The following is a 25196-nucleotide window of genomic DNA, read 5'->3' on the forward strand; positions in this document are numbered from 1 at the left end:
TACCGACGAGACGCGGCCCCGGATCCCCTCAGGGATCCGGGGCCGCGGTGCGTCCGCCCCCAACCGCGTCCTGAGAAGGGACGATTCGCCTGGCGCCCGGGGACAGTCCTGCTCAAATCTTGAAAGAACCTTGGGAGGAATCTGCCGGATACCTTGAGGTCCACCCCCTGGGATGGGGTCATCAGGGAGGCAGTGGCACGGCACACATCCCATCGCCGCGCCGCTTCCCACCCTGGTCTCCGGTTCAGTGCTGTCCTCCCCGGCAGCTCGTCCGACCGGTGCACCGTCTCACCGGGCCGCCATTCCCCCGGCGGCCCCCACCTGAAGGGGTTCCATCCATGAAGAGCATGACCAAGGGCGCCATCGTCACCGGGCTGGGGGTGGCCCTGCTGCTCGGCGGCGGCGGCACCCTCGCCGTCTGGAACGACGCCGCCGAGTCCCACGCCGGCAACGTCGTCTCCGGCAACCTGGACCTGCGCGCCGACCGCGGCGTCTGGACCAAGGACGGCCAGGCCGTCGACATCGCCACCCACCGCGTGGTGCCGGGCGAGACCCTGACCTACACGCAGCAGCTGACGCCGATCCTGGTCGGCGAGGGCCTGAAGGCCACCCTGGCGCTCGGCGGGGCCGACGGGGTGCTCGCCCACTCCGCGGGCAACGTCACGGTCACCCAGCCGGTGCTGACCCTCGACGGGGAGGTGCTCTCCAACGACGAGGTGCTCACCGCCGCGGACTCCGGCAAGACCGTGACCGCGTCCACGAGCTTCGCGTTCAGCGTGGACACCCCCGGCCGCGAGGACGTCAACCGGACGTGGAACTTCTCCTCGATCGGCTACGTGCTGACGCAGAAGGCGCCCACGGCCGGCTGATCCCCGGCGCCGGCCGCACCGGTTGCGGCCGGCGCCGATCCCACCGGCGTCACGGACGCCCTCCCCGATCCCCCACCCACACGTCCTGCCCGCAAGGTTCCACCCGCTCCACCCCCTCAGCCCCCGAAAGGCCACCATGCGCATCACCTCCACGCTGCGGGCCGCCGCCCTGCTCGGGCTGGCGGTGCTGGCGGGCCTGCTCGGCGTGGGCGGCACATGGGCGCTGTGGAACGACACCGCCGCCTCGGACGCCGGCGCCGTCCAGGCCGCCGACTTCCGGGTGGAGCTCAACGGCAGCCTCCTGACGGCGGACGGCGCCACCGTGTCCGCCACCCCGGAGGACCCGGGCGCCGCGCTCACCCCGGACACCCCGGTCTACGCCACCGTCACGGTCGCCAACGGGCTCGACGCCGGCACCCCCACCGCGCTCCAGGCCACCCTGGGTGCCCCCACGGTCTCGCGGGCCTCGGTGCCGGCCCTGGGCACGGCGCTCACCGTGGGCGCCGCGGTGGCCCCCGCCTCCGGCGGCTGCGCCGCCGCGACCTACACGCAAGACGGCGCCTCGGCCCCCGTCGCCCAGGGAGCGTCCACCCGGTTCTGCCTGCGGATGACCCTGCCGCCGGACGCCTCCCCGGCCCTGTCCGGGGCCACCGCCACCGTCACCGTCCCGGTGACCGCCACCCAGCTGCCGAGAGGGACCCGCCCATGAGCCCGCACGCCCCCCGCCGCGTCCCGGCCTGGCTGCACTGGGCCGGCCAGGGCCTGTCCCTCGTCGCCCTGTGCCTGGCCGTGCTGGCCGCCCTCGTCCTGGTCGTGGTCCCCGTGGCCACCGGCTCGCAGACCTACTCCGTGCTGACCTCCTCGATGGCCCCGCACTACGCGCCGGGCACCTTCATCGTGGTCCGGCCGCAGGAGTTCCGCTCCCTGCAGGTGGGGGACGTGATCACCTACCAGCTGGCCTCCGGCAAGCCCGACGTCGTCACCCACCGGATCGTCAGCGTCACCGCCGACCAGGCCGGCGAGCGGATGCTGGTCACCCAGGGGGACAACAACGCCCTGGCCGACGCCGAGCCCGTCCGCGAGGTCCAGGTGCGCGGCGCGCTGCTCTACGCGGTGCCCTACGTCGGCTTCGTGGCCAACACCCTCGGCCAGGCCAAGCGCGCCCCCGTGGTCACGGTCCTCGCCTTCGGCCTGATCGGCCTCGGCATGGCCTCCATGGTGCGCGGACTGGTCCGCGACCGGCGCGAGGCCCTCGCGCGGCGGGCGGGCGAGGAGGCCGCGCCCGAGGTGGTCATGGGCTCCGTCGCGGACCTACCCGCCCACCCCGAGTGGTCCGACGAGGTGGTCGACGCCGGCCCGGTCACCGAGCCGATTCCGCTCACCGTGCCCACCGCCGAGCCCGCCGTGCCCGGGGCGAGAGCCGCCGGCCGTCCCGGTCCGCGCGCCGCGCGCGGGGCGCCCGCATCGGGTGACTCGTCCGCGACCACCCGCCCCGAGACCCGTACCCCCGCCCATGCCTGAGCGTCCGCACCACCGCCGTTCCCCGGGAGACCCGATGCCCACCCCCACCGTCGCCGGCGTCCCGCCGCGCACCTGGCGCGCCGCCGTCGTCCTCTTCCTGGCAGTCCTGCTCGGCGGGACGGGGCTCTCCGGCGCCCACGCGCTCTGGTCGGCGCGGGGCGCCGTGACCGCCACCGTGGCCACGGGGACGTGGGCGCCCGCGCGGGAGCCCGGCTGGGCGTGGCAGCCCCCGGTCGCCGCGGTGATCCCGGAGGCCCCGGCGCACCGCGAGCTCATCATCGACTGGGCGCCCCCGGCCGACGCCGGGACCTCGGTCTCGTACGCGACCTCGCTGACGCCGCAGGGCACCGGGCGCATCGTGGAGGGGCCGCTGCCGGTCGAGGGGGACTCCTCGGCCGTCCGGTACCGCGTGCACCACAACTTCCTGCCGGACACGTTCGTCCTCACCCTCACCGCCACCGTGGACGGCGTGCCGTCCGCGCCGGTCACCCTGCTCGTCCGCATCGAGGAGACGGGGGCTCCCGTCATCACTTCCGCGACCCCCTGATTGACGCGGGGGCTTGCACCTGTTAGCAGAGTCTCGCTAACTTCGTTAACTCAGGGCAGGGGCACCGCTGCCATATGCATCGACGTAGGGAGACATCATGGCTGCTGCACAGAACACCGCCGCCGAGGGCAAGGACGAGCGCAAGGACCAGCCCGCCACTCCGGGCCAGGGCGCGCAGGACAAGGGCACCGCCCAGGACAAGGGCGCCGGCCAGGCCACGGGCGACGCCCAGGCCGCGGCCAACGCCGCCGCGAACAAGGCCGCCGTGGAGCAGGCCAAGGCGAAGCAGGCCGCCGAGCAGGCCAAGGCCGCGGACGGGGAGAAGGCCAAGGAGGCCCAGGCGAAGGCCAACGAGGCGGCGAACAAGGCCGCCGTGGAGCAGGCCAAGGCGAGGCAGGCCGCCGAGCAGGCCAAGGCCACCTCCGGCACGGCCAGCGCCGGCAACGCCAAGGCGACGGCGTCCGGCACCTCCACGCCCGCCGCGTCCGCGCCGGCGAAGCAGGCCCCCGCCGCGAAGGCCTCCACGGCCAAGACCCCGGCCGGCAAGACCACGACCGCCAAGACCGCCACCGGCAAGACCACCGCCGGCAAGGCGTCCGCGCCCAAGACCACGGCCGGCAGGACCACCACCGCCAAGACCACCACCGCCAAGACGACCGCGGCCAAGGGCGCTGCCCCGAAGACCGCAGCCGCCGCGGTGTCGAGCACTCCGGCCTCGAGCGCCGCGAAGGCCCCGGCTCCCGCCGCCGCGAAGGCGCCGGCCGCCGGCGCGAACCGCACCAGCGCCACGCAGGCGATGCTCGCCGGCACCGCGCCGACCGGTGCCACGCAGGAGAAGGCCGCGGCCGCCGTCGAGCAGGACCACGCCGCCAACGCCCGGGCCACCACCGAGGCGAAGGCCCAGGCCGGCCAGGCCGCTCGCGAGGCCACCGCGCAGGCCGGGGCCTCCGCGCAGCGCGCCGCCGGCGCCGCGCAGGGTGCCGAGGCGCCCTCGGAGCGGATCACCGGCATGGTGCACGAGGCCGCCCAGCGCCTGGACGAGAACGCGGAGCGGCTCCGGGACCTCGGCTCCTCGGTGGTGGAGGTCTCCAAGGCCAGCGGTCGCGAGGCCGTGGACACCTACCAGGCCGCCGCCAAGAGCCTCTTCGGCATGCAGCGCCAGCTGTTCGGCGCCACGCGGATGCCGTGGGTCCAGGGGGCCGCCGCCACCCAGATCCAGCTCGCGGAGGACATCACCGACGCCTGGGCCAAGGCCGCCCGCGCGCTGCTGAAGTGAGCTGCTGAACCGAGCCGACCGTCGCCCCGCGGCGGCCGGAGGAACGCCAGGGCCCTCCCGAGATCACTCGGGAGGGCCCTGGCGTTCGTGCTGCCGGGACGGCGGCTCAGGCCGGGTCGGTCGAGCCCTCCTCGACCGGGGTGACCGCGGCCTCGGGGGTGCCATCCGCGGCGAGGGCCTGGCGGCGGCGGTAGACCTGGACGCCGATGGCCACCGGGATGGTGGCCAGGGCGACGGCGCGCATCCAGGGGCGGTCCAGGACGTGGCCGGTGGCCGCGTCCAGGGAGGCCCGGCCGGCGCCACCCACCGCGAAGGCGGTGGCGGCGAGCCCGAGCACGGCCGGGTACTCGAGGCCGCCCTCGGTGGCGAAGAAGCCGTTGGGGGCGTGCACCGAGGCGGCGACGCCCATGGTGGTCGCGGCCGCGGCGCCGGCGGCCGGCGTCGCGAGGCCGAGGGCCAGGGCCAGGCCGGCACCGGCCTCGCCGACACCGGCGAGCACGGCGCTCTCCTTGCCCGGGCGGAAGCCCATGGCGTGCATGCCCTGGCTGGTGCCCTCGATGCCGCCGCCGCCGAACCAGCCGAACAGCTTCTGCGTGCCGTGGGCGATCAGCACGCCGCCGAGCCCGACGCGGAACAGGGTGCGGGCGGCGGTGGTCGCGTTGGGAGTGGGGTTCTCGTACGTCATGGGATCCTCCGGGGTGGCGTGGGGGTGGGTTCCGAGCGTCATCCTACGGCCCGCCGCTGACATGGGCGGACGGGGGTGACGCGGAGTGACCGGAGGGGACGGGCGGGGCGGATGAGGCGATCGCGCTCGGGCATACTGGCGTCCATGACCTCGACCTGCGCGTCCCCGGCAGCACCGAACCGACGATCGTGTGCGGTGCTGACCGGCGAAGCCCCCGGGAAAGGCTGACCCGGTGGCCCCTCGACGACCGGTGTTCAGGGAGGGCGCCTGGCGCGACCTGGAACCGACGCAGAAGGGCCTGGTGCTCGGCGTCCTGGCCGGCGCGCTGGTCGCCCTGGTGACGTGGCGGCTGTCCTGGCTCGCCCTCGGGGTCCTCCTCGGGGCCGGGATCGGCTACTTGGTCGAGCGTCGGCGGCGCACAGGGCGCCGGACCGGCCGCCACGGACGGGACGGATCGCCCATGGGCCGCTCGCGCCACCCGCACCACCGGCCGGAGGAATCACCCGCGGACCGGGCGGAACGGCTGGGCTGGGCCGCCACCTACCACGCCACCCGGATGCTGGAGGGCAGGACGGACCGGGCCGGGGCCGTGGGGCAGGTCCGCGACACCGTGCCGGGGTTCGATCCCGGCCGCTACGAGGCCGAGGTCGACGCCGCCCTGGCCCGGATCCAGGAGTACCGCGTGGGCGTGCGGGCCCGCCGGGCCGAGCGGGTGGCCCAGGCGCGCGAGCTGGACGTGCTCAACGCGGTGTTCGCCCTGCACTACTTCAATCGCCGGTACTCGCGGCACCCCGGGCAGTACGGGCTGGGGCCGATCGACCTCGCGGAGGCGCTGGGGGACCTCGCCCCGCGCGGGCAGCTGGCCGAGGCGGTGGCCCGCTGCGACGCCCTGATCGAGGAGGGCATCCGCACGGGCACCGGCCACGGGGACGTCCACGCGGACATGGCCCACCTGCGCCGTGAGCATCCCGGGTTCAACGACCGGGCCCTGGGCGATGCCCTGGACTGGGGCTGGTACTACGGGCGCTGACGATGCCCGCGGTGCAGGCCGCGCACGGGCCTCAGGCCGGGTGGCGCAGCGCGGAGGCCACGCGGCGGATCTCGTCCGGCCGGAAGCCGGACCAGTGGTCGTCCGCGGCGACCACCACGACGGGCGCCTCGGTGTAGCCCAGTTGGTGCCGGACGTAGCGCTGGGCGGCGGGGGAGTGGCGGACGTCGATCTCCTCGAAGCGCAGCCCGGCCGAGGCCAGGGCGGTCTTCGTGAGCCGGCACTGCATGCACCCGGGCCCGGTGGTGTAGACGGTGATGGTGGTCATCGGTGCGCTCCTTCGCTCCGTAGACCACTGGCTTACCAGCCGCGGCGGACACGATTGCGACGGCCGGATCGACCGGAACCGGCGGCGCCCGCGGACCGGTTGCTAGGGTGGAATGCGATGCAGACCACCCCCGAGTACCCGCCGGCGTTCGCGCCCAAGCGCTGGGTGCTGCCTCCGCACTCGGGGACGAACGGCCACATCACCTCCTGGGGCGCCATGCTCTCCGGGCTCCCGCCCGCCCGCGCCTAGACCGGCCCCGGCCGCCGTCGCCCCCCGCTCCGCCCCCGTCTGCCGGACGCCACCCCGCTCACCCGGGCCGCCCGGCCCCGGGGTCCCGCAGCGCGGTGCCGCGCGGCGCGCCAGCGCCGGTCCGCCGCCCGCACCGACCACCGGCAGATCCACCCCGAGGTACCCATGACCGAGAACCCCATCCCCACCCGTCCCCCCGAGACCGTCCCCTCGCGGGGCAGCTACGGCGAGGCCCTGCGCATCGGCGAGATCCTGCGCAAGGAGACCGTCGGCGGCGCCCTGCTGGTGATCGCCGCCGCCCTGGCGATCCTGTGGGCCAACAGCCCGTGGTCCCAGGCCTACTTCGACCTGCGCGAGATCACCGTCGGCTACGAGCCCTGGCACCTCGAGCTGTCCCTGGGCGGCTGGGCCGCCGACGGCCTGCTCGCCGTGTTCTTCTTCCTCGTCGGCCTCGAGCTCAAGCGCGAGTTCGTGGCCGGGGACCTGCGCAACCCGCGCCAGGCCCTGATCCCGGTGGCGGCGGCCTTCGGCGGCGTGCTGGTGCCGGCGCTGATCTTCGTGGCCGTCAACGCGAGCAACCCCACCGCGGTGCACGGCTGGGCCATCCCCACCGCCACGGACATCGCGTTCGCCGTGGCCGTGCTGGCCGTGATCGGCTCCCACCTGCCCAGCGCGCTGCGGCTGTTCCTGCTGACGCTGGCCGTGGTGGACGACCTGATCGCCATCCTCATCATCGCGGTGTTCTACACCGAGGAGGTGCACTTCACCCCGCTGCTGTGGGCGCTGCTGCCACTGGCGGCCTACGCCTTCCTGTCCCACCGCTTCAGCCGGTTCTTCGGCGTGCGCAAGTGGCCGGCCTGGGTGATCCTGCTGCCGATCGGCGCCGTGGTGTGGGCGCTCGTGCACGCCTCCGGCATCCACGCCACCGTGGCCGGCGTGGTGCTCGGCTTCATGATCCCCGTCTTCCGCAAGGCCTCCCACGGCGGCACCACCGCCGGACCCGGGCTGTCCGAGGTCCTGGAGCACCGCCTGCGCCCGCTGTCCGCCGGCGTGGCGGTGCCGGTCTTCGCGTTCTTCTCGGCCGGCGTCGCGCTCGGCGGCTGGGAGGGCTTCACCGGCGCGCTGAGCGACCCGGTGGCCCTGGGCATCCTGGGCGGCCTGGTGCTCGGCAAGCCGATCGGCATCCTGTCCACCACGTTCGTGCTGAGCCGGTTCACCGGGGCGCGGCTGGACCCCTCGCTGCGCTGGATCGACCTGACCGGCATGGGCCTGCTGGCCGGCATCGGGTTCACGGTGTCCCTGCTGGTGACCGAGCTGAGCTTCCCGGCCGGGGACCCGCACACCGAGCACGCCAAGGTGGCCGTCATGACGGCGTCCGTGGTGGCGGCGCTGCTGGCCTCGACGATCCTCGTGGCGCGCAACAAGAAGTACAAGGCGATCGAGGCGGCCGAGAGCGTGGACGCGGACGCGGACGGCGTCCCGGACGTGTACCAGCAGCGCGGCTGAGCGCGCGGCCGGCGGGGGCCGGCGGGGGCCGGCGGGGGCCGGCTGCGGCCGGTGGCGGAGGACGACGGCGGGGCGTCCGGGACTCAGTGGTCCCGGGCGTCCCGCTGCGTCTCGGGGTGGCGCTGGTCGATCACCCGCGGGCTGCCGGGGTGGGCGTCCGGGTGGGTGGACCTGCCGTCCACGAGGTCGGCCAGCTTCCCGGCGGCCTCGGCCAGGGCGCGCAGCCCGCGGCCGGCCTCCTCGCGGCCGCGCTCGGTGACCTGGCGGACCGCCCGGTCCCGCTCGCCGCGGCCGCCGGTGGTGCGGTTCATGAAGTCGTTGATCCGGTCCGTGGCCTGGGTGGCCGTGTGGCGCAGCTGCTCCCAGGCCTCGGCCGTGTTGGACCGGGCCGTGACCCCCGACGTCGGCCCGCCGGCCTTGCGGCGCACCGAGACGGGCTCGGGGGCCGGGTCCTCCATGTCAGCGGGGCGGTCGGCCCGGTGGGCGGGGTCCTGGTGCAGCGGCTCCTGGGTCATGGTGGTGAGTGTAGGGGGCTGGGTTTGGTGGGACCAGAGGATTGGCACCTTTGAGGTACCGAGGGAGCTGTGTGTCCGCCCGGCCAGTCTTGCTGTCGAAAGCAGCACGGTGGTTTTCGACGATACGGGAATGCGCCCCCTGCTGTTCAAACTATGAGCAGCCGTCAGAAAAGAATCAATGTTCTCACCAGAGTTCTGGTCGCGACTGAAAGAAAATCACCATCGAAGGTCTTGCCTCAACCGCGCGATGGTAGCGAATGAACTGTGGTGGAGCTTTCCTGAGGACTTGAAAGCCCGGTAACTCCGGAGGTGGGGAAATTCTTCTGGCTTAGACCTGAGGTGCCGCGCAATAATAATCCCAAGTCCGCCGCTCCTTTGCCGGAGATGGCGGCTGTGGACTGAAGAGAGGCAGGCTTGGAATGAACTGTGTCAGATGTTTCAGTCAGAACGTGAATGTCGAGCTGCTGCAGTCGGGTGGACGCACTAGGAAGCACGGAACGGGATTCGGCGGAAAAATGAACAACGCTGCCCGCGGGTGACCGCATTGAGTAGCTTTGGCATCTCGAATCTTGTGTGGAAGAAGTCCGAGGGGACTGAGCGAATGAAGTACAAGACCTCTAAAACTGCCATATGTCAGAACTGCGGGCACAGTTGGAGTGTTCGATAGTGCTCCTTTGAATGGTTGAGGACAACTGCCGTGTTTGCGTGACGCGTCAAACATGGGAGTGCTCACTTCAGAAGGCCGGATCGAATCTAGGTAGGGGCGGGCATAGGCCGATTATCCGCGCGCGGAAAAGTCGCGCTATCGAGCAAGAATGGAGGTGGGGATCTGTCACATATCCCTGTTGGAATCTATGAGTCGTTATTGACGGAGCAACTTGCCAATCGACTCTCCGTAGCGCATGATGTTCGACCTCAGACGTCCAGAGTGGCCAGCGGAGAAGAACCGACGCAGCTTGCCACTCACCTCTCGACAGTCATTCGCCATGCGCTCGAATCTCAAGACGGTCCCACCAAGCGCATCGAGCTCGCCCAGCGCGTCATTGCTGCGCTGGGAGACGACTATCAGCGAGAAACACCCCACCTGGCGAATGGACTGGAAGCGCTCACGGAGGTCCGCGGACTTCATGAGCCTTCGACTGCGCCATTCCAACGTCCGGAGTCACCGCTCTCGGCCGCAGCCCTTCTGACCAACTCTTCTCACGAACCTAGCTTGGGTGCGGAACTCCGCGCAGAGCTTGAGACGGCTGACCGAGTGGACCTACTTTGCGCCTTCGTGAAGTGGCACGGCCTGCGAGTCCTGGAAGAGCAACTCTCGGAGCTCAAGCGCCGACAGGTGCCGTTTCGCGTCATCACGACCACTTATGTGGGAGCCACGGAGCGACGGGCCCTGGACCGCATCGTGCGCGACTTCGGGGGCGAGGTGCGTATCAGCTACGAGACCGCATCGACGCGACTCCACGCCAAGGCCTGGATGTTCCACCGGAACAGTGGCTTCAGCACCGCCTACGTGGGCTCATCGAATCTCTCCAAGACCGCCCTGCTCGACGGGCTGGAATGGAATGTCCGTCTTTCTGCGGTAGCCACGCCAGAGCTCATGCGGAAATTCGAGGCGACCTTCGAAAGTTATTGGGCCGACCCAGCTTTTGAATCGTACGATCCGGACACTGACGCTGACCGGCTGGACCGTGAACTCCTCAATGGGTCCTTCAGCAGCGAGGGCCGGGACGTTGACCTCTCCGGTCTAGACGTCCGGCCGTATCCGCACCAAGCGCTCATCTTGGAGGACCTGGAAGCAGAGCGAACGGTCCATGGTCGTCACCGAAACCTCGTCGTGGCAGCTACGGGAACCGGAAAGACGGTGATAGCGGGGCTCGATTATCGGAACCTCGTCGCGGCGCACCACCGAGACTTGCGTCTGCTGTTCGTGGCGCACCGCAAAGAGATCCTTGAGCAGGCGAGGCGCGCCTATCGGAACATCTTGGCGGATGGGACCTTCGGAGAACTGCTGGTCGATGGGCAGCGTCCCCAACGGTGGAATCACGTCTTCGCCAGCGTTCAGTCTCTCAACGCGCAAGGTCTGGAACGCATCGCTCCGCATCACTTCGATGTGGCGGTCATCGACGAATTCCATCACGCCGAAGCGATGACCTATCGACGCATTCTCGACCACGTCCAGCCGATCGAGTTGCTGGGACTGACCGCGACGCCAGAGCGTGCCGACGGCGTCAACGTGAAGTCGTTTTTCGATAACCGCGTTGCCTCAGAGCTGCGGCTATGGGACGCGTTGGATACGGACATTCTCGTCCCGTTCCACTACTTCGGGATCGCGGACAATGTCGATGTTTCCACCATCTCCTGGCGATCCGGCAAATACGACACGAGCGAGCTAGAGGACCTCTACACCGGCAATGAAGCCCGAGCGAGATTGATCGTGCGCCAGGTGGTGGATAAGGCGTCGTCCGTGGACGATCTCAAGGCCCTGGGGTTCTGTGTGTCGGTTCGACACGCGCAGTACATGGCCGGGCGCTTCAACCTCGCCAATATTCCGTCTGCGGTGGTCACCGGAGACACCTCGAGCCTCGATCGCAGCGCGACCCTCCAGGCGCTGCGGCAGGGAACGATCAAGTGCGTCTTCACCGTCGACGTGTTCAACGAGGGCTTGGACATTCCTCAGATCAACACGGTCCTGTTCCTCCGTCCCACGCAGAGCGCCACGATCTTCCTCCAGCAGTTGGGTCGAGGCCTCCGCCGCTCACACGGCAAGGATGTACTGACCGTCCTGGACTTTATCGGGATGCAGCGCCAGGAGTTTCGCTTCGATCAGAAGCTTCGAGCGCTTACGGGCTCCGGGAGGAAGCGTCTAATAAACGACATCGAGAACGACTTTCCGTTTCTTCCCGCTGGCTCCCAGATCGTCCTGGATGCTGTGGCCAAGGACGTAGTCATCCGCAATGTGAAGGGCCAGATCGCGATGACCGCGAATCAGTTGGCTCAGGACATCCGGGAACACGCCAACGGCAAATCGATATGGGAGTACAGGCTGGCCGAATACCTCGAGGATGCCGGCCGAAGCCTGTCCGACATCTATCGGGCGGGGAAGAACGGCCGGTCATGGACGACGCTCAAGATGCGGGCGGATCGCGTCGAACCGAGTCAGGCGCTGCCACAGGCCGAGCTGAGTCAACTTCTTCGCGCCTCTTCGCTGTTACACGTCGACGACCAGGAGCGTGCGCACACCTACCTGCGGCTTCTCACCGAGGACATGCGGGTCGCTGATCTCAGCGACCGCGAGCAGGTCTTCGCCCAAATGCTGTACTTCACCGCGATCTATCAGAAGGGTCGTTTTGCCTCGCTCGATCAGGCCTTCACATGGGTCCGTAGCCAGACGCAGTTCGTGGCGGAGGTGAAGGAGATTTTCGACCACACTCTGTCGGCCACCAGAACCAATCCCTCCGAGACGACTCTGGCAGCCGCCACACCGCTTCTGACACATGCTCACTATCGACGCGAGGAGATCCTCCCAGCGCTGGGCATTCGCACCTTCGAGAAATCTCCGGACACCGTTCACGTGGCCGGAGTGGCGTGGTCAGAATCGCTGGCAACCGACGCGCTGTTGATCAACCTCAAGAAGTCCGAGCGGGACTTCTCACCGACGACCATGTATCGCGACTACGCCATGAGCCGCGACCGGTTCCACTGGGAGAGCCAGAACGCCACCACTCCCACGTCAACAACGGGGCGGCGGTATGCCACCAAGACGTCCAATGGCACCAACACGCTGCTATTTGTGCGTGAGGCGCCGGACAACGACATCGGCACCGCGCCATTCGTCTGCCTCGGCACGGCAGAGCTGGAATCGTGGAAGGGCGAACGCCCGATGCAGATCACGTGGCGGCTGCATCGCGAGATGCCGGTCGAGGTCTACCGGACGGCCAGCGCGGTCGCCTGACTGGGAGCGTTCCCGTAAGCGGGGGCGCGGTAGGGACGAGTTGGGGAGAGGCCCGGAACAAACCCCCACGCGTCGGCGTTACGTGAACCCGAGAGTTTTCCACCGCGCCCCCGAGGAGCCCCGTGACCTCACCCGTGATCCCGCCCCGCACCATCGGCGTCCTGGGCGCCGGCCGCGTCGGGACGGCCGTGGCCCGGCAGTCGCTCTGGGCCGGGTACGAGGTCTCGATCGCCACCGCCAAGCCGGCCGCGGAGCTCGCGATGATCGCGGACATCATCACCCCCGGCGCCCGCGCCGTGGAGGCGGCGGAGGCCGCGGCAGCGGACCTCGTCGTCCTCGCCGTGCCGATGCACCGGTTCCACACCCTGGACGCCGAGGCCCTGGCCGGGCGCACCGTCGTGGACACCATGAACTACTGGGCGCCCGTCGACGGGCGGATCGCGGCCCTCGAGGCCGACCCGCGCTCCACCTCCGAGGTGGTGCAGGACTTCCTCGCCGCCTCCCGCGTGGTGAAGACGCTGAATCACTTGGGCTACCGGGACCTCGAGGCCCTCGCCCGCCCCGCGGACCACCCGGACCGGCGCGCGCTGGCCCTGGCCGGCGACGACGCGACGGCCCGGGCCGCCGTCGGGGTGTTCCTGGACCGCCTCGGCTACGACCCCGTGGACGCCGGGCCGCTCGCGGCCGGCCGCGCGTTCGAGCCGGACACCACTATCTTCGCCACCTCGCACCCGGCCGACCGGATGCGGGCGCTGCTCCGCGAGACCTGTGCCGTCGCCGTCACCTGACCCTCGGCACCCTTGACGCCCGGCGCCGCTGACACGCGGCACACCTGACGAGCGCGCCCCCAGGGCCCGCCGGCCGCACCGCCCAGCCCGCGCAGCGGCCCGCAGGCACCCGCACCACACGACGAGCCCGCCCGCACCCCACGGTGCGGGCGGGCTCGGCGGTTCCGGCAGGACCTACGCGTCCTCGGTCGCCGGCGGCTTCGGGGCGATGTCCTCCGTGGTGATCGGCATGGACTCCCACGCGGTGGACAGGTCCGTGCCCTTGAGCGCCCGGCGCTCGCCCTCCTCCAGGTCGTCCAGGCGCAGCGCGCGCCAGAACCCGCGGTGGTGCTCGCAGGACAGCAGCGCGGTGAGCATGCCCCGGACCGGCGCGCGGTCGCGGTGGGCGGTGGCCTGGATGTACCGGTGGCCGGTCTGCTCGGCCCGCCAGGCCACGATCTCCGGCCGGCCCAGCACCAGGACCCAGGCGATCAACTCGGAGGGACCGTCCACGGTGGCCGTCAGGTCACCGACGACGTCCAGCTCGCGGCTCAGGCGCATCAGCACGGTGAGCTCGCGGGCATCCTCGGGTGGGTACAACATCGTTCCTCCTTTGCCAGCATGCGTCGTCGCACCCCACGTGTTCCATTGGCGATACCTGTGATTTTCGGCAGCGCCGTCGGGTTGTCAAGGGTCCTCCGGCGGCCTCGTCCCGCCGCCGCTGGGTGACCCGCGACCGTCACGAACGAGCGCGTCACACGGCAGGTGGGCCTACACTTGGCCGCGGACACGGGGTGCGCCACAGGGCGCTGAGATCACACCCGTGGAACCTGATCTAGCTCGTACTAGCGAAGGGATGTCCGCGTGACTTCACTTTCCCCTACCCTCGCGCGCCCCGTTCCCCGGGTGCTCTCCATCGCCGGCACCGATCCGTCCGGCGGCGCCGGCACGGCCGCAGACCTGAAGTCCATCGCCGCGGCCGGTGGCTACGGGATGAGCGTGGTCACCGCGCTCGTCGCCCAGAACACCCACGGCGTGCGGGACCTCCACGTCCCGCCCACCGCCTTCCTGCGCGCCCAGTTGGACGCCGTGGGCGAGGACGTGGCCCTGGACGCGGTGAAGACCGGCATGCTCGGCACCGCCGCGATCATCGCCACGGTGGCCGACTGGCTGGACGCGAACCCGGCGCCCGTGCTCGTGGTGGACCCCGTCATGGTGGCCACGAGCGGGGACCGCCTGCTGGAACCCGAGGCCGAGCAGGCCATGATCGCCTTCTGCCGCCGCGCCACCGTGGTCACCCCCAACATCGACGAGCTCGCCGTGCTCACCGGCGCCCCGCGCGCTGCCACCGAGGACGAGGCCCTCGACCAGGCCGCCCGCTGGGCCGGGGAGACCGGGGTGGCCGTGGCCGTCAAGACCGGGCACCTGGACGGCCGCCGGGTCACCAACACGTGGGTGGGCCCGGACGGCACGCGGATCCCCGTGCCCTCCACCCGCGTGGACACCACGAGCACGCACGGCACCGGCTGCTCGCTGTCCTCCGCCCTGGCCACCCGGCTCGGCCGCGGGGACACCCCGGCCGCCGCGCTGGCCTGGGCCACCGACTGGCTGCACGAGGCCATCGTCCACGGCGCGGCGCTGGGCGTCGGCTCCGGGCACGGGCCCGTGGACCACGGCCACCGTTCCCGCCGGCTCCAGGCCGCCGGGTCCGCCGCCCCCTGGCTGGCGCCCGACGCCGTCCCCCACCTCCTCGAGGCCCCGTCCGACCTGGGTGCCCCGCGGGGCACGGAGGCCGTGCCGGGTACCGAGCCGGGAGGGCCGATCGACCCGGGCGCCGCGCGAGAACGGGGCGCGGCGCCCGCGGACTCCTCGGGTTCCGGGACGTCCTGGGCGGGACCCGGCGCCGCGTCGGCCATGACCCCGGCGTCGGCGACGACCAACGCGGGGGCGCCGGCCGCCGTCGCCCCCGCGGGGGAGTGGACCGCGTCGTTGTGGGCCGCCAGCGCGGACACCACCGCGGCGATCGGTGCGTCCGGCTTCGTCCGGGCGCTCGTGGACGGCAGCCTGTCCGGTCACGCCTTCGACTTCTACCTGGCCCAGGACGCGCTGTACCTCAACGGCTACTCCCGCGCCCTGGCCGCGCTCGCCGCCCGGTGCACCGCGCCGGACGCGCAGGTGTACTGGTCGCAGGCGGCCACCAGCTGTCTCACCGTGGAGGCCGAGCTGCACCGCGGCTGGCTCGGTGACGCCCCCGAGCCCGCCGCCAGCCCGGTGACCCGCGCCTACACGGACTTCCTGCTGGCCACCGCGCTCGGCGAGGACCGGGCCGTGGCCGCCGCCGCCGTGCTGCCGTGCTTCTGGCTCTACGCCCAGGTCGGCGCGGCCCTGCCCGCCGTCCCGGCGGACCACCCGTACGCCACCTGGCTGGACACCTACCGCGACCCCGGGTTCGTCACCGCCACGCAGGCCGCCCTGGCCCACGTGGAGGCCGAGCTCGCCGCCGCCTCCCCGGCCGTGCGGGCCCAGGCGGCCCGCGCGTACCTGGTCGCATGCCGGCACGAGCTGGAGTTCTTCGAGCAGGCCCTGCGCATCGAGCCGGGGGAGCTGCCTGGCCGGTCCGCGGCCACCCGGCCGTCCGCAGGGCCCGCCGCCGAGGCGGCGTCGGACCCGGGGTCCGGTCCGGGAGACGGTCCCGAGCAGGACGCCCACGTCCGCTCCGCCGAGCTCGCCGGGAGCGCCCGGTGAGCGCCGGGAGCACGGCGCCGGCCGCCGTCGGGACCGCCACCGCGACCCAGGCCCCGGCCGAGACCCTGCCGCCGGCGGGCCGCGCCGCCCTGCGCGCCGGGGTGGTGGGCAACTGGATCGACAACATCCACATGTTCCTGCCGCTGACCGCTCTCGCCCCGGCGATGCTCGTGCTGGCCGGACCGGCCGCCGCCGCGTCCACGGGGGCGCTCATCGTCATCGCGATGCTGTTCGGCCGGCCGGTGGGCGGCATCGTCTTCGGTCGCATCGCCGACCGGCTCGGGCGCACGCGCACCACGCGCATCGCGATCGGCGGCACCGCGGCGTGCGCGCTCGCCATCGCCGCGATCCCCACGCACGAGGTGCTCGGGGCCGGGACCATCGCGCTGATCCTGGCGCTGCGGTTCCTGTGCGGGATCTTCGTGGCGGGGGAGTACTCGGCGGCCATCCCGCTGGCCATGGAGTGGTCCGCCCCGCGCCGCCGCGGGCTGGTGAGCGGACTGATCCTGTCCATGGCCCCGTGGGCGCAGGCCACCATCGCGTTCTCCGTGGCCGGGCTGCTCGTGCTGCTCGGCCCGGACGCCTACGCCGCGTGGGGCTGGCGGCTGCTGTTCGTGCTCGGCGCGCTGCTGTCCCTCGGCATGCTCGTCTACTACCGCCGGCAGGTCACCGACGCCCCCGTGTTCCACCGCCGGGCCCGCGCGGCCGCCGCCGCGCCGGCCGCGCCGCGGGCCGGGGTGCGGGACGTGCTCCTCGGCCGCTGGGCGCCGGCGTTCTGGCAGGTGTTCGTCCTGATGACCGGCCTGTGGCTGCTGACCTACAGCACGGTCCTGCTGCTCACCGCGCGCCTGGCCAGCGACACCGGCCTGCCCGCCACCGGGGTCCCGGTGGTCATGGGCATCGCCTCGGTGGCCCAGGCCGTCGTCATGGCCGTGGCCGGGCACCTGTCCACGCGCACCGGCCGGCGCCGCCTGTTCGTGCTGTGGGGGCTGGCCGCCGCCCTGGCCGGGCCGCTCGTGTGGTGGGGCGCCGTCACCTCCACCTCCCTGGCCGCGGCCGCCGTGTGCGCCGCCGTGCTGCAGGTCATCACGGTCTCCGCCTACGGCCCCGTCTCGGCCTACCTCTCCGAGCGGTTCCCCACGGAGGTCCGCTCCACCGGCTACGGCATGGGCTACAGCCTGTCCCTCGTGCTGCCCGCGCTCTACCCGTTCTACCTGCCGGCCGTGGAGGCGGTGCTCGGCCGGCACGGCTCGGTCATGGCGCTCGTGGGCCTCGGCGGGGCGCTCGTGGTGCTCGGCGCCGCCCTCGGCCCGCGCCTGGCGCCCCGGCAGATCGCCGCGGACATCGACGCCGTCGCCGCCGGCATGGTGCCCGGCGCGGGCGGGGACGGCCGATGAGGCCGGGACCGGCCGGCATCGGGACCGCCGGGGCCTCCGTGACGGACCTGGACCTGGCGCGCGTGGCGGACGTGGTGGCCGCCGTGCGCGCCGCCGGCCCGCTGGTGCACTGCATCACCGCGACCGTGTCCATGGGCATCGTCGCGGACGGGCTGCTGGCCGCCGGCGCCCGGCCGATGATGACCGAGACCCTCGCCGAGGCCCCCACCGTGACCACGGCGGCCGAGGCCTTGTCCGTCAACCTCGGCACGCTCAGCATGGATGCCATGGACGGCATCCCCGCCACCGTGGCCGCCGCCGTGCGGGACGGCCGCCCGTGGGTGCTCGACCCCACCGCGATCGGCCGGGCCCCCGTGCGCACCCCGCTGGCCCGGGAGCTGCTGGGCTCGCGCCCGGCGGTCGTGCGCGGCAACGCCTCCGAGGTGCTGGCCCTCGTCGGCGCGGGGACCGGCGGCCGCGGCGCGGACTCGGTGGCCACCCCGGAGAGCGCCGAGGACGCCGCCGCGCGGGTCGCGCGGGCCACCGGCGGGGCCGTCGCCGTCTCCGGCGCGGTGGACCTGGTGCTCGACGCCGGCCGCCAGGCGCGCGTGGCGCGCGGCACCGCGCTGCTCACCCGGGTGACCGGCACCGGCTGCCTGCTCGGCGCCCTCACCGCGGCGTGCACCGCGGTGGAGACCGACCCGTTCCGGGCCGCGCTCGCCGCGACCACGTGGCTGGACCTGGCCGGGGAGCGCGCCGCCGGGCGGGCCGCGGGGCCGGGGTCCTTCCGCCTGCACCTGCTGGACGCGCTCGACGAGGTGGGACGATGACCGGGATGACGGGGACGGCCGGGCTTGGGGCAGCAGCCGGACATCCCGGCCCGCGGGTGACGAGGCCGGGCCGGCACGGCGCTCCGGGCGGGGCCGGCCACGGCCCCCTGGACCTGCGCTGCTACCTGATCACCTCGGGGACCGGTCGGCACACCGTGAACGTGGCGGCCGCCGCGGCGGCCGCCGGGGCCGGCGTCGTGCAGGTCCGGGCCAAGGACGCCACCGCCGCCGGGCTTCTCGAGCTGACCCTCGCCGTCGCCGAGGCCGTCCACGAGGCCCGGCACGCCACCCGGGTGCTGGTGGACGACCGGGCGGACGTCGCCTTCGCCGCGCGCCGGCGCGGCGCCGAGGTCCACGGGGTCCACCTGGGCCAGTCCGACCTGCCCGTGGCCGACGCCCGGGCGATGCTCGGCCCGGCCGCGATCATCGGCCTGACCACCGGCACGGCCGAGCTCGTCCGGGGCGCGGAGGCGCAGCGCGAGCTGCTGGACTACATCGGCGCCGGGCCGTTCCGCCCGACCCCCACCAAGGACTCCGGCCGCGAGCCGCTCGGCGTGGACGGCTACCCGCCGCTGGTCGCCGCGACCTCCCTGCCGATCGTGGCCATCGGCAGCGTCGAGCCGGCGGACGTGCCGGCGTTGGCGGGGACCGGGGTGGCCGGCGTCGCGCTCGTGCGCGGGATCATGGACGCGCCGGACCCCGGCGCCGTGGTGCACGAGGTGCTCGCCGGCTTCCGCTGACGCTTCCCCTTGGTGGGGCCGGATGCCGGCCATGCCGGAGGTGAGCCCGGCGCGCCGGATCGGGAATGCCACCGCGGGGCAGCGGTGGGAGAGCGCTCTCGCGCATCATCGGATCTCTTGACCTGATGTTTACCCCTCATTCAGCGCGGAACTGAAGGTAGTTCATGCGACAAGCCGACTCTTGGATGAGGGGAGAGCGCTCTCCCCTCCATTCGTTCCACCGGTCCGTCCTGGTCCCAGGACGCCGAGTCCCCGCCGTCACTCCCACGAAAGAGGCCCGCCGTGCGCCACCCCCTCCGTGTCCTCGCCGCCACCGCGGCAGTATCCCTCCTCCTGACCGGTTGCGGTGCGTCCGGCGCCCAGTCCGGGGACAAGGCGTCCGCCGGTGGGTCCGCCGCCTCCGGCGAACCGTTGGTCGTCTACACCAACTCCAACGCGGACGGCCGGGCCGAGTGGCTGACCGAGAAGGCCGCCGAGGCCGGGATCCCCGTGGAGATCGTCGGCCAGGGCGGCGGGGACACCACCAACAAGATCCTCGCCGAGGCCGGCAACCCCGTGGCGGACGTGGTCTTCGGGCTGAACCACATGTACTTCTCCCAGCTGGTGCAGGCCGGAACGATCGAGCCCTACACCCCCGAGTGGTCCGATGAGGTGGCCCCGGAGCTGGGCGATCCGTCCGGGGAGGGCAATTTCTGGCCCATCGTCCAGCAGGGCATCGTCCTGGCCTACGACCGCGAGGCCTACACCCCCGAGGAGGCCCCCCAGGACTGGACGGACCTCTGGAGCGAGGAGCGCTTCCACGAGCGCTACGAGTCCGTGACCGGCCTCGGCGGTGCCACCACGCAGCTGGTGTTCGCCGGCATCCTGGACCGGTACCAGGACCCCAGCGGTGAGCTGGGGGTGTCCGCCGAGGGCTGGAAGCAGATCGAGGCCTACTTCGAGCACGGCAACCCGTCCGTGCCGGACACGGACCTGTACCTGCGCATGGCCGAGGACGAGGTGGACATGGGCCAGATGTGGACCTCCGGCATCCCCTCCCGTGAGGAGGAGTACGGCGTCGACACGGAGATCGTCCAGCCCGAGGTGGGCGTCCCGTTCGCCGTGGAGCAGGTCGCGCTCGTCAAGGGCACTGACCAGGCCGAGCGGGCCCAAGAGTTCATCGACTGGTTCGGCAGTGCCGAGACGCAGGCGGCGTGGTCCGCCGAGTTCGACTCGATGCCCGCCAACGAGGGCGCCATCGCCGAGGCCGATCCGGAGATCGTGGAGTTCCACGAGTCCCTCGACCAGCAGGACATCGACTGGGACTTCGTCTCCGAGAACGTCACCGCCTGGATCGAGAAGGTCGAGCTCGAGTACGTCCAGTGACCGGCGGGGGCGGGGGTGCCGACGGCTCCCCCGCCCCGGCCCCGATGTGCTCCTGAGGAGGACCACATGATCCGCTTCGATGATGTCGAGGTGCGCTACGGCGACACCGTGGCCATCCCGCGCCTGGACCTCGAGGTCCGCGAGGGAGAGTTCTTCACCCTGCTCGGCCCGTCCGGCTGCGGCAAGACGACCGCGCTGCGCACCCTCGCAGGCTTCGTCCACCCCTCGGCGGGCCGGGTGTTCGTGGACGGCCGGGACGTCACCCGGTTGCCGAGCGACAAGCGCGAAGTCGGCATGGTGTTCCAGAACTACGCGCTCTTCCCGTCCATGAGCGTGCGGGAGAACATCGCCTTCGGGCTCAAGGTCCGCCGGGAGTCCCGCGCGGAGCGGGAGCGGCTGGTGGCGGACATCGCCCGCCGGGTGGACCTCGCCGAGGCCCACCTGGACCGGAACGTGGCCGAGCTCTCCGGCGGCCAGCAGCAGCGCGTGGCGATCGCCCGGGCGCTGGTGCTGCAGCCCAAGATCCTCCTCCTGGACGAGCCACTGTCCAACCTGGACGCCAAGCTGCGCCAGCAACTGCGCCACCAGCTCAAGGAACTCCAGGCCGAGGTGGGCATCACCACCGTGTACGTCACGCACGACCAGGACGAGGCCCTGACGATGTCGGACCGCATCGCCGTCTTCAACGCCGGGCGCGTGGAGCAGGTCGGGACCCCGCAGGAGGTCTACGACCGCTCCGCCACCGAGTTCGTCTGCACCTTCCTCGGGGACGCCTCGCGGCTCACCCCCGCCCTCCTCACCGCCCTCGACGCCCGGCACCCGGGGCTCGATCCCCGCCGGACCGCCTACGCCCGGCTCGAGAAGGTCGCCCTGGTGGCGCCGGGCAGCAGCGCCCCGGCCGGGACCTGCACCGTCGAGGGCGTCGTGTCCTCGGCCAGCTACCACGGCCTGCACACCACCTACGCGGTCGAGTCCCACGGGGCGCTCGTGCGGGTGCTGTTCCGGGAGGACGGCCGGCCGCGCCCGGCGGTGGGGGAGCGCGTCACCCTGGCCGTGGATCCCTCCCACGTCCTGCAGTACGGGGACGACGACAGCGCTTCCGATGCCGTCCCGGACCCGGCGACGGTGGCTGCCCCGGCGGTGGGGGCATGACGTCCACGCCGGTGCGCCGGATGCTCCGCTCGCCGTTCGTGCTCATCACCGTCGCGGTCCTGACGTGGTTCATCGTGGCGTTCCTGGTCTGGCCGAACGCGAACCTGCTCGTCGAGACCTTCTTCCCGGACGGGCAGTACTCGAACCGCGCCGTGGAGAAGCTGCTGTCCTCGGAACGGGCCATGCGGTCTCTGGCCAACAGCTTCCTGCTCGCCGTCGCGCTGTCGGTGACCACGAACGTCGTCGGGGTCTTCATCGTCCTGGTGACCCAGTACTTCCGCATCCGCGGGGCGCGCATCCTCTGGTGCGGCTACGCCACCACCTTCATCTACGGAGGCATCGTCCTCGCGGCCGGGTACAAGTTCATCTACGGGGAGGACGGCATCGTCACCGGGCTGCTGCTGTGGCTCGTCCCCGGCCTGGACCCAGGATGGTTCACCGGGTTCTGGGCGGTGCTGTTCACCATGACGTTCGCCACGACCACCAACCACATGCTGTTCCTCTCGTCCTCCCTGGTCGCGGTGGACCACCAGACGATCGAGGCGGCACGCAACATGGGAGCCGGGAACTGGACCATCCTGCGCCGGATCGTGCTGCCCATGCTCCGGCCCATGCTCTTCGCCGTGACCATCCTGTCCTTCCTCACCGGGCTCGGGGCGTTGTCCGCACCGCAGGTCCTCGGCGGACGTGAGTTCCAGACCATCGCGCCCATGATCCTCACGTTCGCCGGGTCTCCCACCTCCCGGGACCTCGCCGCGCTACTGGCCATCGTGCTGGGCGTCGCCACGATCGTCATGCTCGTGGTCATGAGCCGGGTGGAGAGGGGCGGGACGTACTTCTCCCTGTCCAAGGTCAGCACGCGGATCCAGAAGCAGCCCATCATCCACCGTGGGGCCAACCTCACCGTCCACGTCATTGCGTACGCCCTCTTCGGGGTCTACGTGCTGCCGGTGGTGCTCATCGTGCTGTACTCCTTCGTGGACTCCACGACGATCCAGACGGCCGGACTGTCCCTGGACAAGATGACCCTGGACAACTACGTCCGGGTGCTCGGGGAGGGTTCCTCGCTGCGGCCCTTCGTGGTCTCCGTCGCCTACAGCGCCGCCGCGGCGGCGATCGCCGTGGGCGGGCTGCTGTTCGTCGCCCGGATCCTCAGCAAGTACCGCAACTGGCTGACCGCGGCCCTCGAGTACCTCCTGCACATCCCGTGGATCCTGCCCGCCGCCATGATCGCCCTGGGACTGATCATGAGCTACGACCATCCCAGCGCGCTCGTGGGCAACGTCGTGCTGACCGGCACCACCGTCATCCTGCTCATCGCCTTCGTCATCGTGAAGATCCCGTTCACGCTGCGCCTGCTCAAGGCGGCGTTCTCCTCGGTGAACTCCACCCTGGAGGAGGCGGCGACCCTGATGGGGGCCCGGAGCCTCTACACGTTCCGGCGCATCCTCCTCCCCGCGGTCCTGCCGCCGGCCGCCGCGGTGTTCGCGCTGAACTTCAACTCCCTGCTGGACGACTACGACACGGCGGTGTTCCTGGCCCACCCCCTGTTCCAGCCCCTGGGCCTGGTCATCAAGGCCAACACCGAGGGCTCGGTGAGCCTGGACGCGCGGGCCAACACGTTCGTCTACGCCGTGCTGCTCATGGTCATCACGGGCCTGACGATGTACCTGGTCTACGGCCGGGCCGCGCGCCGCCGGCCGCGCCGCTCCGCCGCCTCCGGGCCGCCGTCGGGCCTGCCGTCCGGGGCGCTGGACGGCGGTGCACCGGCGGCGTCCACGACCGGGACCGTGGGTGGCGTCCCGGCGGCGACCGCACCCGTCGGCGATGCCGGCGCGCACGGGACGGTGGTGCGGTGATGGTCGGACAGGCACGCTTCCGGGACGTCAACACCCGCCTGCGCCGGCGGATGGACGAGGTCGGCACCCTCATCGTCGTGCACCGGGGGACCGCGGTGGGCTCGGTGGCCGAGAACACCCCGGCGGCCGTGGCCGCGGCAGTGGCCTCCGGCGGTGACGTGGTGGAGATCGACGTCGTCCGCTCCACCGACGGGGAGTTCTTCGCCTTCCACGACGGCGAGGAGCCCCGGCTGCTCGGCACCGAGGCCGACTTGAGGACGCTCACCGCCGCCGAGATCCGGGTACAGCGCCACGTCCACGTGGACCGTCCCGGCCGGCCCAGCCGCGTTGCGGGGTTGCGAGGGCTGCTGACCGGCATGCCCCCCGGCACGCTGGTCAACCTCGACCGCTCCTGGGACTGGTGGGAGGCCCTGTTGCCGGAACTGGACCGACTGGGGATGGCAGGCCAGTTGCTGCTCAAGTGCCGCGCCGAGGACGGGGACCGGGTGGCGGTCCTCCGGGATCACGGGGTGAAGTACCCGTTCCTGCCCATCTGCACCACGGTCGACCAGGCCTTCGCCCACCTCGACGACCCGGACCTGAACACGGTGGGCGTCGAGCTGCTGACCCGGGACCCCGCCGGTCCCTTCCTGCAGGACGGTGTCGTCGCGGAACTGCACGCCCGCGGCGTCCTGGTCCTGGTGAACGCCGAGGTGCTCTCCACCGGCGTCGACCTGTTCGCGGGGTACGACGACGAGCGCTCGGTCCTGGGCGACCCCGGCGAGGGATGGGGGCCACTGTTCGACTTGGGCGTGGACGCGATCCAGACGGACTGGCCCTGGCTGCTGCGCGACTACCGCTCGTCCCGGCGGCGGGCGATGGTGGAGGCATGAGCGAGGCAGGCGGCCGGACCGGCCACGAGGTGCTGACCATGGACGACGTCGCCCGGGCCTCCGGGGTCTCCCGCGCATCGGTCTCCCGCGTGCTCCTGGGCCAGAAGAAGGTCTCCGAGGAGACCCGCCGCAAGGTGCTGGCCGCGGCCGAAGAGTTGGGCTACGTCCCCAACGTGCTGGCCTCCGGTCTGGCCTCGCGAGGGACCTCGACGCTCGGCCTGCTCCTGCGCGACGCCGCGAATCCTGCCTACGGACTGCTCTTCACCGAGCTGCAGAACGCCGCCCGGGCCGCTGGGCTGACCATCGTGTCCATGACGGTGACCACCGACGACCGCGGCAAGCGCCAGGTGGCCAGCCTGCACCGGCTCATGGGCATGCGCGTCGCCGGCCTGATCGTGGCGACGGGCGACGTGACCAGCGAGCAGCTCGAGCCCTTTCGGGCGAAGGTCCCCATCATGCGCGCGGGCCGCCCGGAGACCACGGACAGCATCCACGCGGTCTCCTACGACGAGGACCACGCCGGCCGGACCCTGGCCGCACACGTCGCGGCCTGCGGGCACCGCTCCGTGGCCGTGCTGGTCACCGCCGCGGAGCGGTCCTATCCCGAGTACGTCCGGGGTACCGCCATGGCCGCCGAGCTGGCCGCGCGGGGGGTGTCGATCGTGCCGGTGCCCGTCGTGGGGCCGACCGAGGGGACGGCCGAGGCCGTGGACCTCGTCCGCCGAGGAGCGGTGTCGGCCGTCATGTGCCCCTCGGACCTGCGCCAGCTGGAGCTCCTCCGTGGCCTGCGGGCCGCAGGACTCTCCGCCCCCGAGGACGTCTCCGTCAGCGGCTGCGACGGGATCCTCCCCGGAGCGGACCTCCTCGGGCTGACGACCTACCGCATCCCCGTGGAATCCCTGGCCGCCCGGACGGTGGCCCACATGGCCGGTCTCGTGGCCGCGCCCACCGGTGCCGTCGTCCAGGAACGGCTTCCGGGACGCCTCGTCCCGGGCCGCACGGTCGGCCCGCCGCCGCGATCCGCCGCCGGCACACCGTGAGCACCCCCACCTCC

General features: G+C 72.2%; 23 protein-coding genes and 1 riboswitch. Of the genes, 19 read left to right on the top strand and 4 right to left on the bottom strand.

Annotated elements, in window-relative coordinates; translation table 11 throughout:
• Positions 1-338 precede the first annotated feature (338 nt).
• The 5 genes from E7744_RS01215 (at position 339) to E7744_RS01235 (ending at position 4213) form a co-directional block, all read left to right on the top strand.
• Positions 339-869: an alternate-type signal peptide domain-containing protein gene (locus E7744_RS01215; protein ID WP_138424631.1), complete on the top strand. Its 531-nt coding sequence runs from the start codon at positions 339-341 to the stop codon at positions 867-869.
• A 136-nt stretch (positions 870-1005) separates the two neighbouring features.
• Positions 1006-1578 carry a SipW-dependent-type signal peptide-containing protein gene (locus E7744_RS01220; protein WP_137772541.1) on the top strand — a complete coding sequence of 191 codons (573 nt, stop codon included), beginning with the start codon at positions 1006-1008 and terminating at the stop codon, positions 1576-1578.
• Positions 1575-2390, top strand: a complete 816-nt coding sequence (locus E7744_RS01225) for a signal peptidase I (protein ID WP_137772542.1) — start codon at positions 1575-1577, stop codon at positions 2388-2390. The genes E7744_RS01220 and E7744_RS01225 overlap by 4 nt, the downstream gene beginning before the upstream one ends.
• Positions 2391-2424: 34 nt before the next feature.
• Entirely contained in the window at positions 2425-2937 is a 513-nt protein-coding gene (locus tag E7744_RS01230) for a hypothetical protein (RefSeq protein ID WP_137772543.1), read from the top strand.
• Positions 2938-3034: 97 nt separating this feature from the next.
• Positions 3035-4213, top strand: coding sequence for a hypothetical protein (locus tag E7744_RS01235; RefSeq protein WP_137772544.1), 1179 nt, complete (start codon positions 3035-3037; stop codon positions 4211-4213).
• A gap of 106 nt (positions 4214-4319) precedes the next feature.
• Here the strand turns inward: E7744_RS01235 and E7744_RS01240 are convergent, their stop codons facing one another.
• On the bottom strand, positions 4320-4898 hold the full coding sequence (locus E7744_RS01240; RefSeq protein ID WP_137772545.1) for a DoxX family protein: 579 nt from the start codon (positions 4896-4898) through the stop codon (positions 4320-4322).
• Positions 4899-5130: 232 nt separating this feature from the next.
• Between E7744_RS01240 and E7744_RS15700 the strand changes: the two genes are divergently transcribed.
• Positions 5131-5928, top strand: coding sequence for a hypothetical protein (locus E7744_RS15700; RefSeq protein WP_168199712.1), 798 nt, complete (start codon positions 5131-5133; stop codon positions 5926-5928).
• 31 nt (positions 5929-5959) lie between these two features.
• Here E7744_RS15700 and E7744_RS01250 read toward each other — a convergent pair whose 3' ends face one another.
• On the bottom strand, positions 5960-6214 hold the full coding sequence (locus E7744_RS01250; protein WP_137772546.1) for a glutaredoxin family protein: 255 nt from the start codon (positions 6212-6214) through the stop codon (positions 5960-5962).
• A 117-nt stretch (positions 6215-6331) separates the two neighbouring features.
• Between E7744_RS01250 and E7744_RS16375 the strand changes: the two genes are divergently transcribed.
• Both E7744_RS16375 and nhaA read left to right on the top strand, forming a co-directional pair.
• Complete coding sequence (locus tag E7744_RS16375; protein ID WP_256376022.1) at positions 6332-6463, top strand: hypothetical protein; 132 nt, start codon at positions 6332-6334, stop codon at positions 6461-6463.
• A gap of 165 nt (positions 6464-6628) precedes the next feature.
• Entirely contained in the window at positions 6629-7969 is a 1341-nt protein-coding gene (gene nhaA / locus E7744_RS01255; protein ID WP_137772547.1) for a Na+/H+ antiporter NhaA, read from the top strand.
• An 83-nt stretch (positions 7970-8052) separates the two neighbouring features.
• Here nhaA and E7744_RS01260 read toward each other — a convergent pair whose 3' ends face one another.
• Positions 8053-8484: a hypothetical protein gene (locus E7744_RS01260; RefSeq protein WP_137772548.1), complete on the bottom strand. Its 432-nt coding sequence runs from the start codon at positions 8482-8484 to the stop codon at positions 8053-8055.
• An 838-nt stretch (positions 8485-9322) separates the two neighbouring features.
• On the opposite strand from E7744_RS01260, the gene E7744_RS01265 reads away from it, so the two are divergent.
• Together E7744_RS01265 and E7744_RS01270 are read left to right on the top strand one after the other, a co-directional pair.
• Positions 9323-12436: a DUF3427 domain-containing protein gene (locus E7744_RS01265; protein ID WP_137772549.1), complete on the top strand. Its 3114-nt coding sequence runs from the start codon at positions 9323-9325 to the stop codon at positions 12434-12436.
• Between the two features lie 122 nt (positions 12437-12558).
• Positions 12559-13224, top strand: a complete 666-nt coding sequence (locus tag E7744_RS01270) for an NADPH-dependent F420 reductase (protein ID WP_137772550.1) — start codon at positions 12559-12561, stop codon at positions 13222-13224.
• 174 nt (positions 13225-13398) lie between these two features.
• Here E7744_RS01270 and E7744_RS01275 read toward each other — a convergent pair whose 3' ends face one another.
• Positions 13399-13806: a hypothetical protein gene (locus tag E7744_RS01275; RefSeq protein ID WP_137772551.1), complete on the bottom strand. Its 408-nt coding sequence runs from the start codon at positions 13804-13806 to the stop codon at positions 13399-13401.
• Between the two features lie 177 nt (positions 13807-13983).
• A riboswitch (TPP riboswitch) is annotated at positions 13984-14077 on the top strand.
• Between E7744_RS01275 and E7744_RS01280 the strand changes: the two genes are divergently transcribed.
• From E7744_RS01280 to E7744_RS01320, 9 genes are all read left to right on the top strand, one after another.
• Positions 14068-15948 (top strand): bifunctional hydroxymethylpyrimidine kinase/phosphomethylpyrimidine kinase, encoded by a 1881-nt coding sequence (locus E7744_RS01280; RefSeq protein WP_137772552.1) that lies wholly within the window; start codon positions 14068-14070, stop codon positions 15946-15948. It overlaps the preceding riboswitch by 10 nt.
• Positions 15945-17345, top strand: coding sequence for an MFS transporter (locus E7744_RS01285; RefSeq protein ID WP_210417138.1), 1401 nt, complete (start codon positions 15945-15947; stop codon positions 17343-17345). Before E7744_RS01280 ends, E7744_RS01285 begins: the two co-directional genes overlap by 4 nt.
• Positions 17342-18154 carry a hydroxyethylthiazole kinase gene (thiM, locus tag E7744_RS01290; RefSeq protein ID WP_137772553.1) on the top strand — a complete coding sequence of 271 codons (813 nt, stop codon included), beginning with the start codon at positions 17342-17344 and terminating at the stop codon, positions 18152-18154. The genes E7744_RS01285 and thiM overlap by 4 nt, the downstream gene beginning before the upstream one ends.
• Positions 18155-18210: 56 nt before the next feature.
• Positions 18211-18894, top strand: coding sequence for a thiamine phosphate synthase (locus tag E7744_RS01295; RefSeq protein ID WP_246858499.1), 684 nt, complete (start codon positions 18211-18213; stop codon positions 18892-18894).
• A 411-nt stretch (positions 18895-19305) separates the two neighbouring features.
• A complete protein-coding gene (locus E7744_RS01300) occupies positions 19306-20259 on the top strand; it encodes an extracellular solute-binding protein (RefSeq protein WP_246858500.1) in 954 nt (317 codons plus the stop codon).
• Positions 20260-20325: 66 nt separating this feature from the next.
• Positions 20326-21411 carry an ABC transporter ATP-binding protein gene (locus E7744_RS01305; RefSeq protein ID WP_137772555.1) on the top strand — a complete coding sequence of 362 codons (1086 nt, stop codon included), beginning with the start codon at positions 20326-20328 and terminating at the stop codon, positions 21409-21411.
• Positions 21408-23270, top strand: a complete 1863-nt coding sequence (locus E7744_RS01310) for an iron ABC transporter permease (RefSeq protein WP_137772556.1) — start codon at positions 21408-21410, stop codon at positions 23268-23270. Before E7744_RS01305 ends, E7744_RS01310 begins: the two co-directional genes overlap by 4 nt.
• A complete protein-coding gene (locus E7744_RS01315) occupies positions 23270-24142 on the top strand; it encodes a glycerophosphodiester phosphodiesterase family protein (protein ID WP_137772557.1) in 873 nt (290 codons plus the stop codon). Before E7744_RS01310 ends, E7744_RS01315 begins: the two co-directional genes overlap by 1 nt.
• Positions 24139-25182: a LacI family DNA-binding transcriptional regulator gene (locus tag E7744_RS01320; protein ID WP_168199713.1), complete on the top strand. Its 1044-nt coding sequence runs from the start codon at positions 24139-24141 to the stop codon at positions 25180-25182. Before E7744_RS01315 ends, E7744_RS01320 begins: the two co-directional genes overlap by 4 nt.
• The last annotated feature ends 14 nt before the right edge of the window (positions 25183-25196 follow it).

Origin of the sequence: Citricoccus sp. SGAir0253, assembly GCF_005877055.1 — a bacterium.
GTDB lineage: Bacteria > Actinomycetota > Actinomycetes > Actinomycetales > Micrococcaceae > Citricoccus.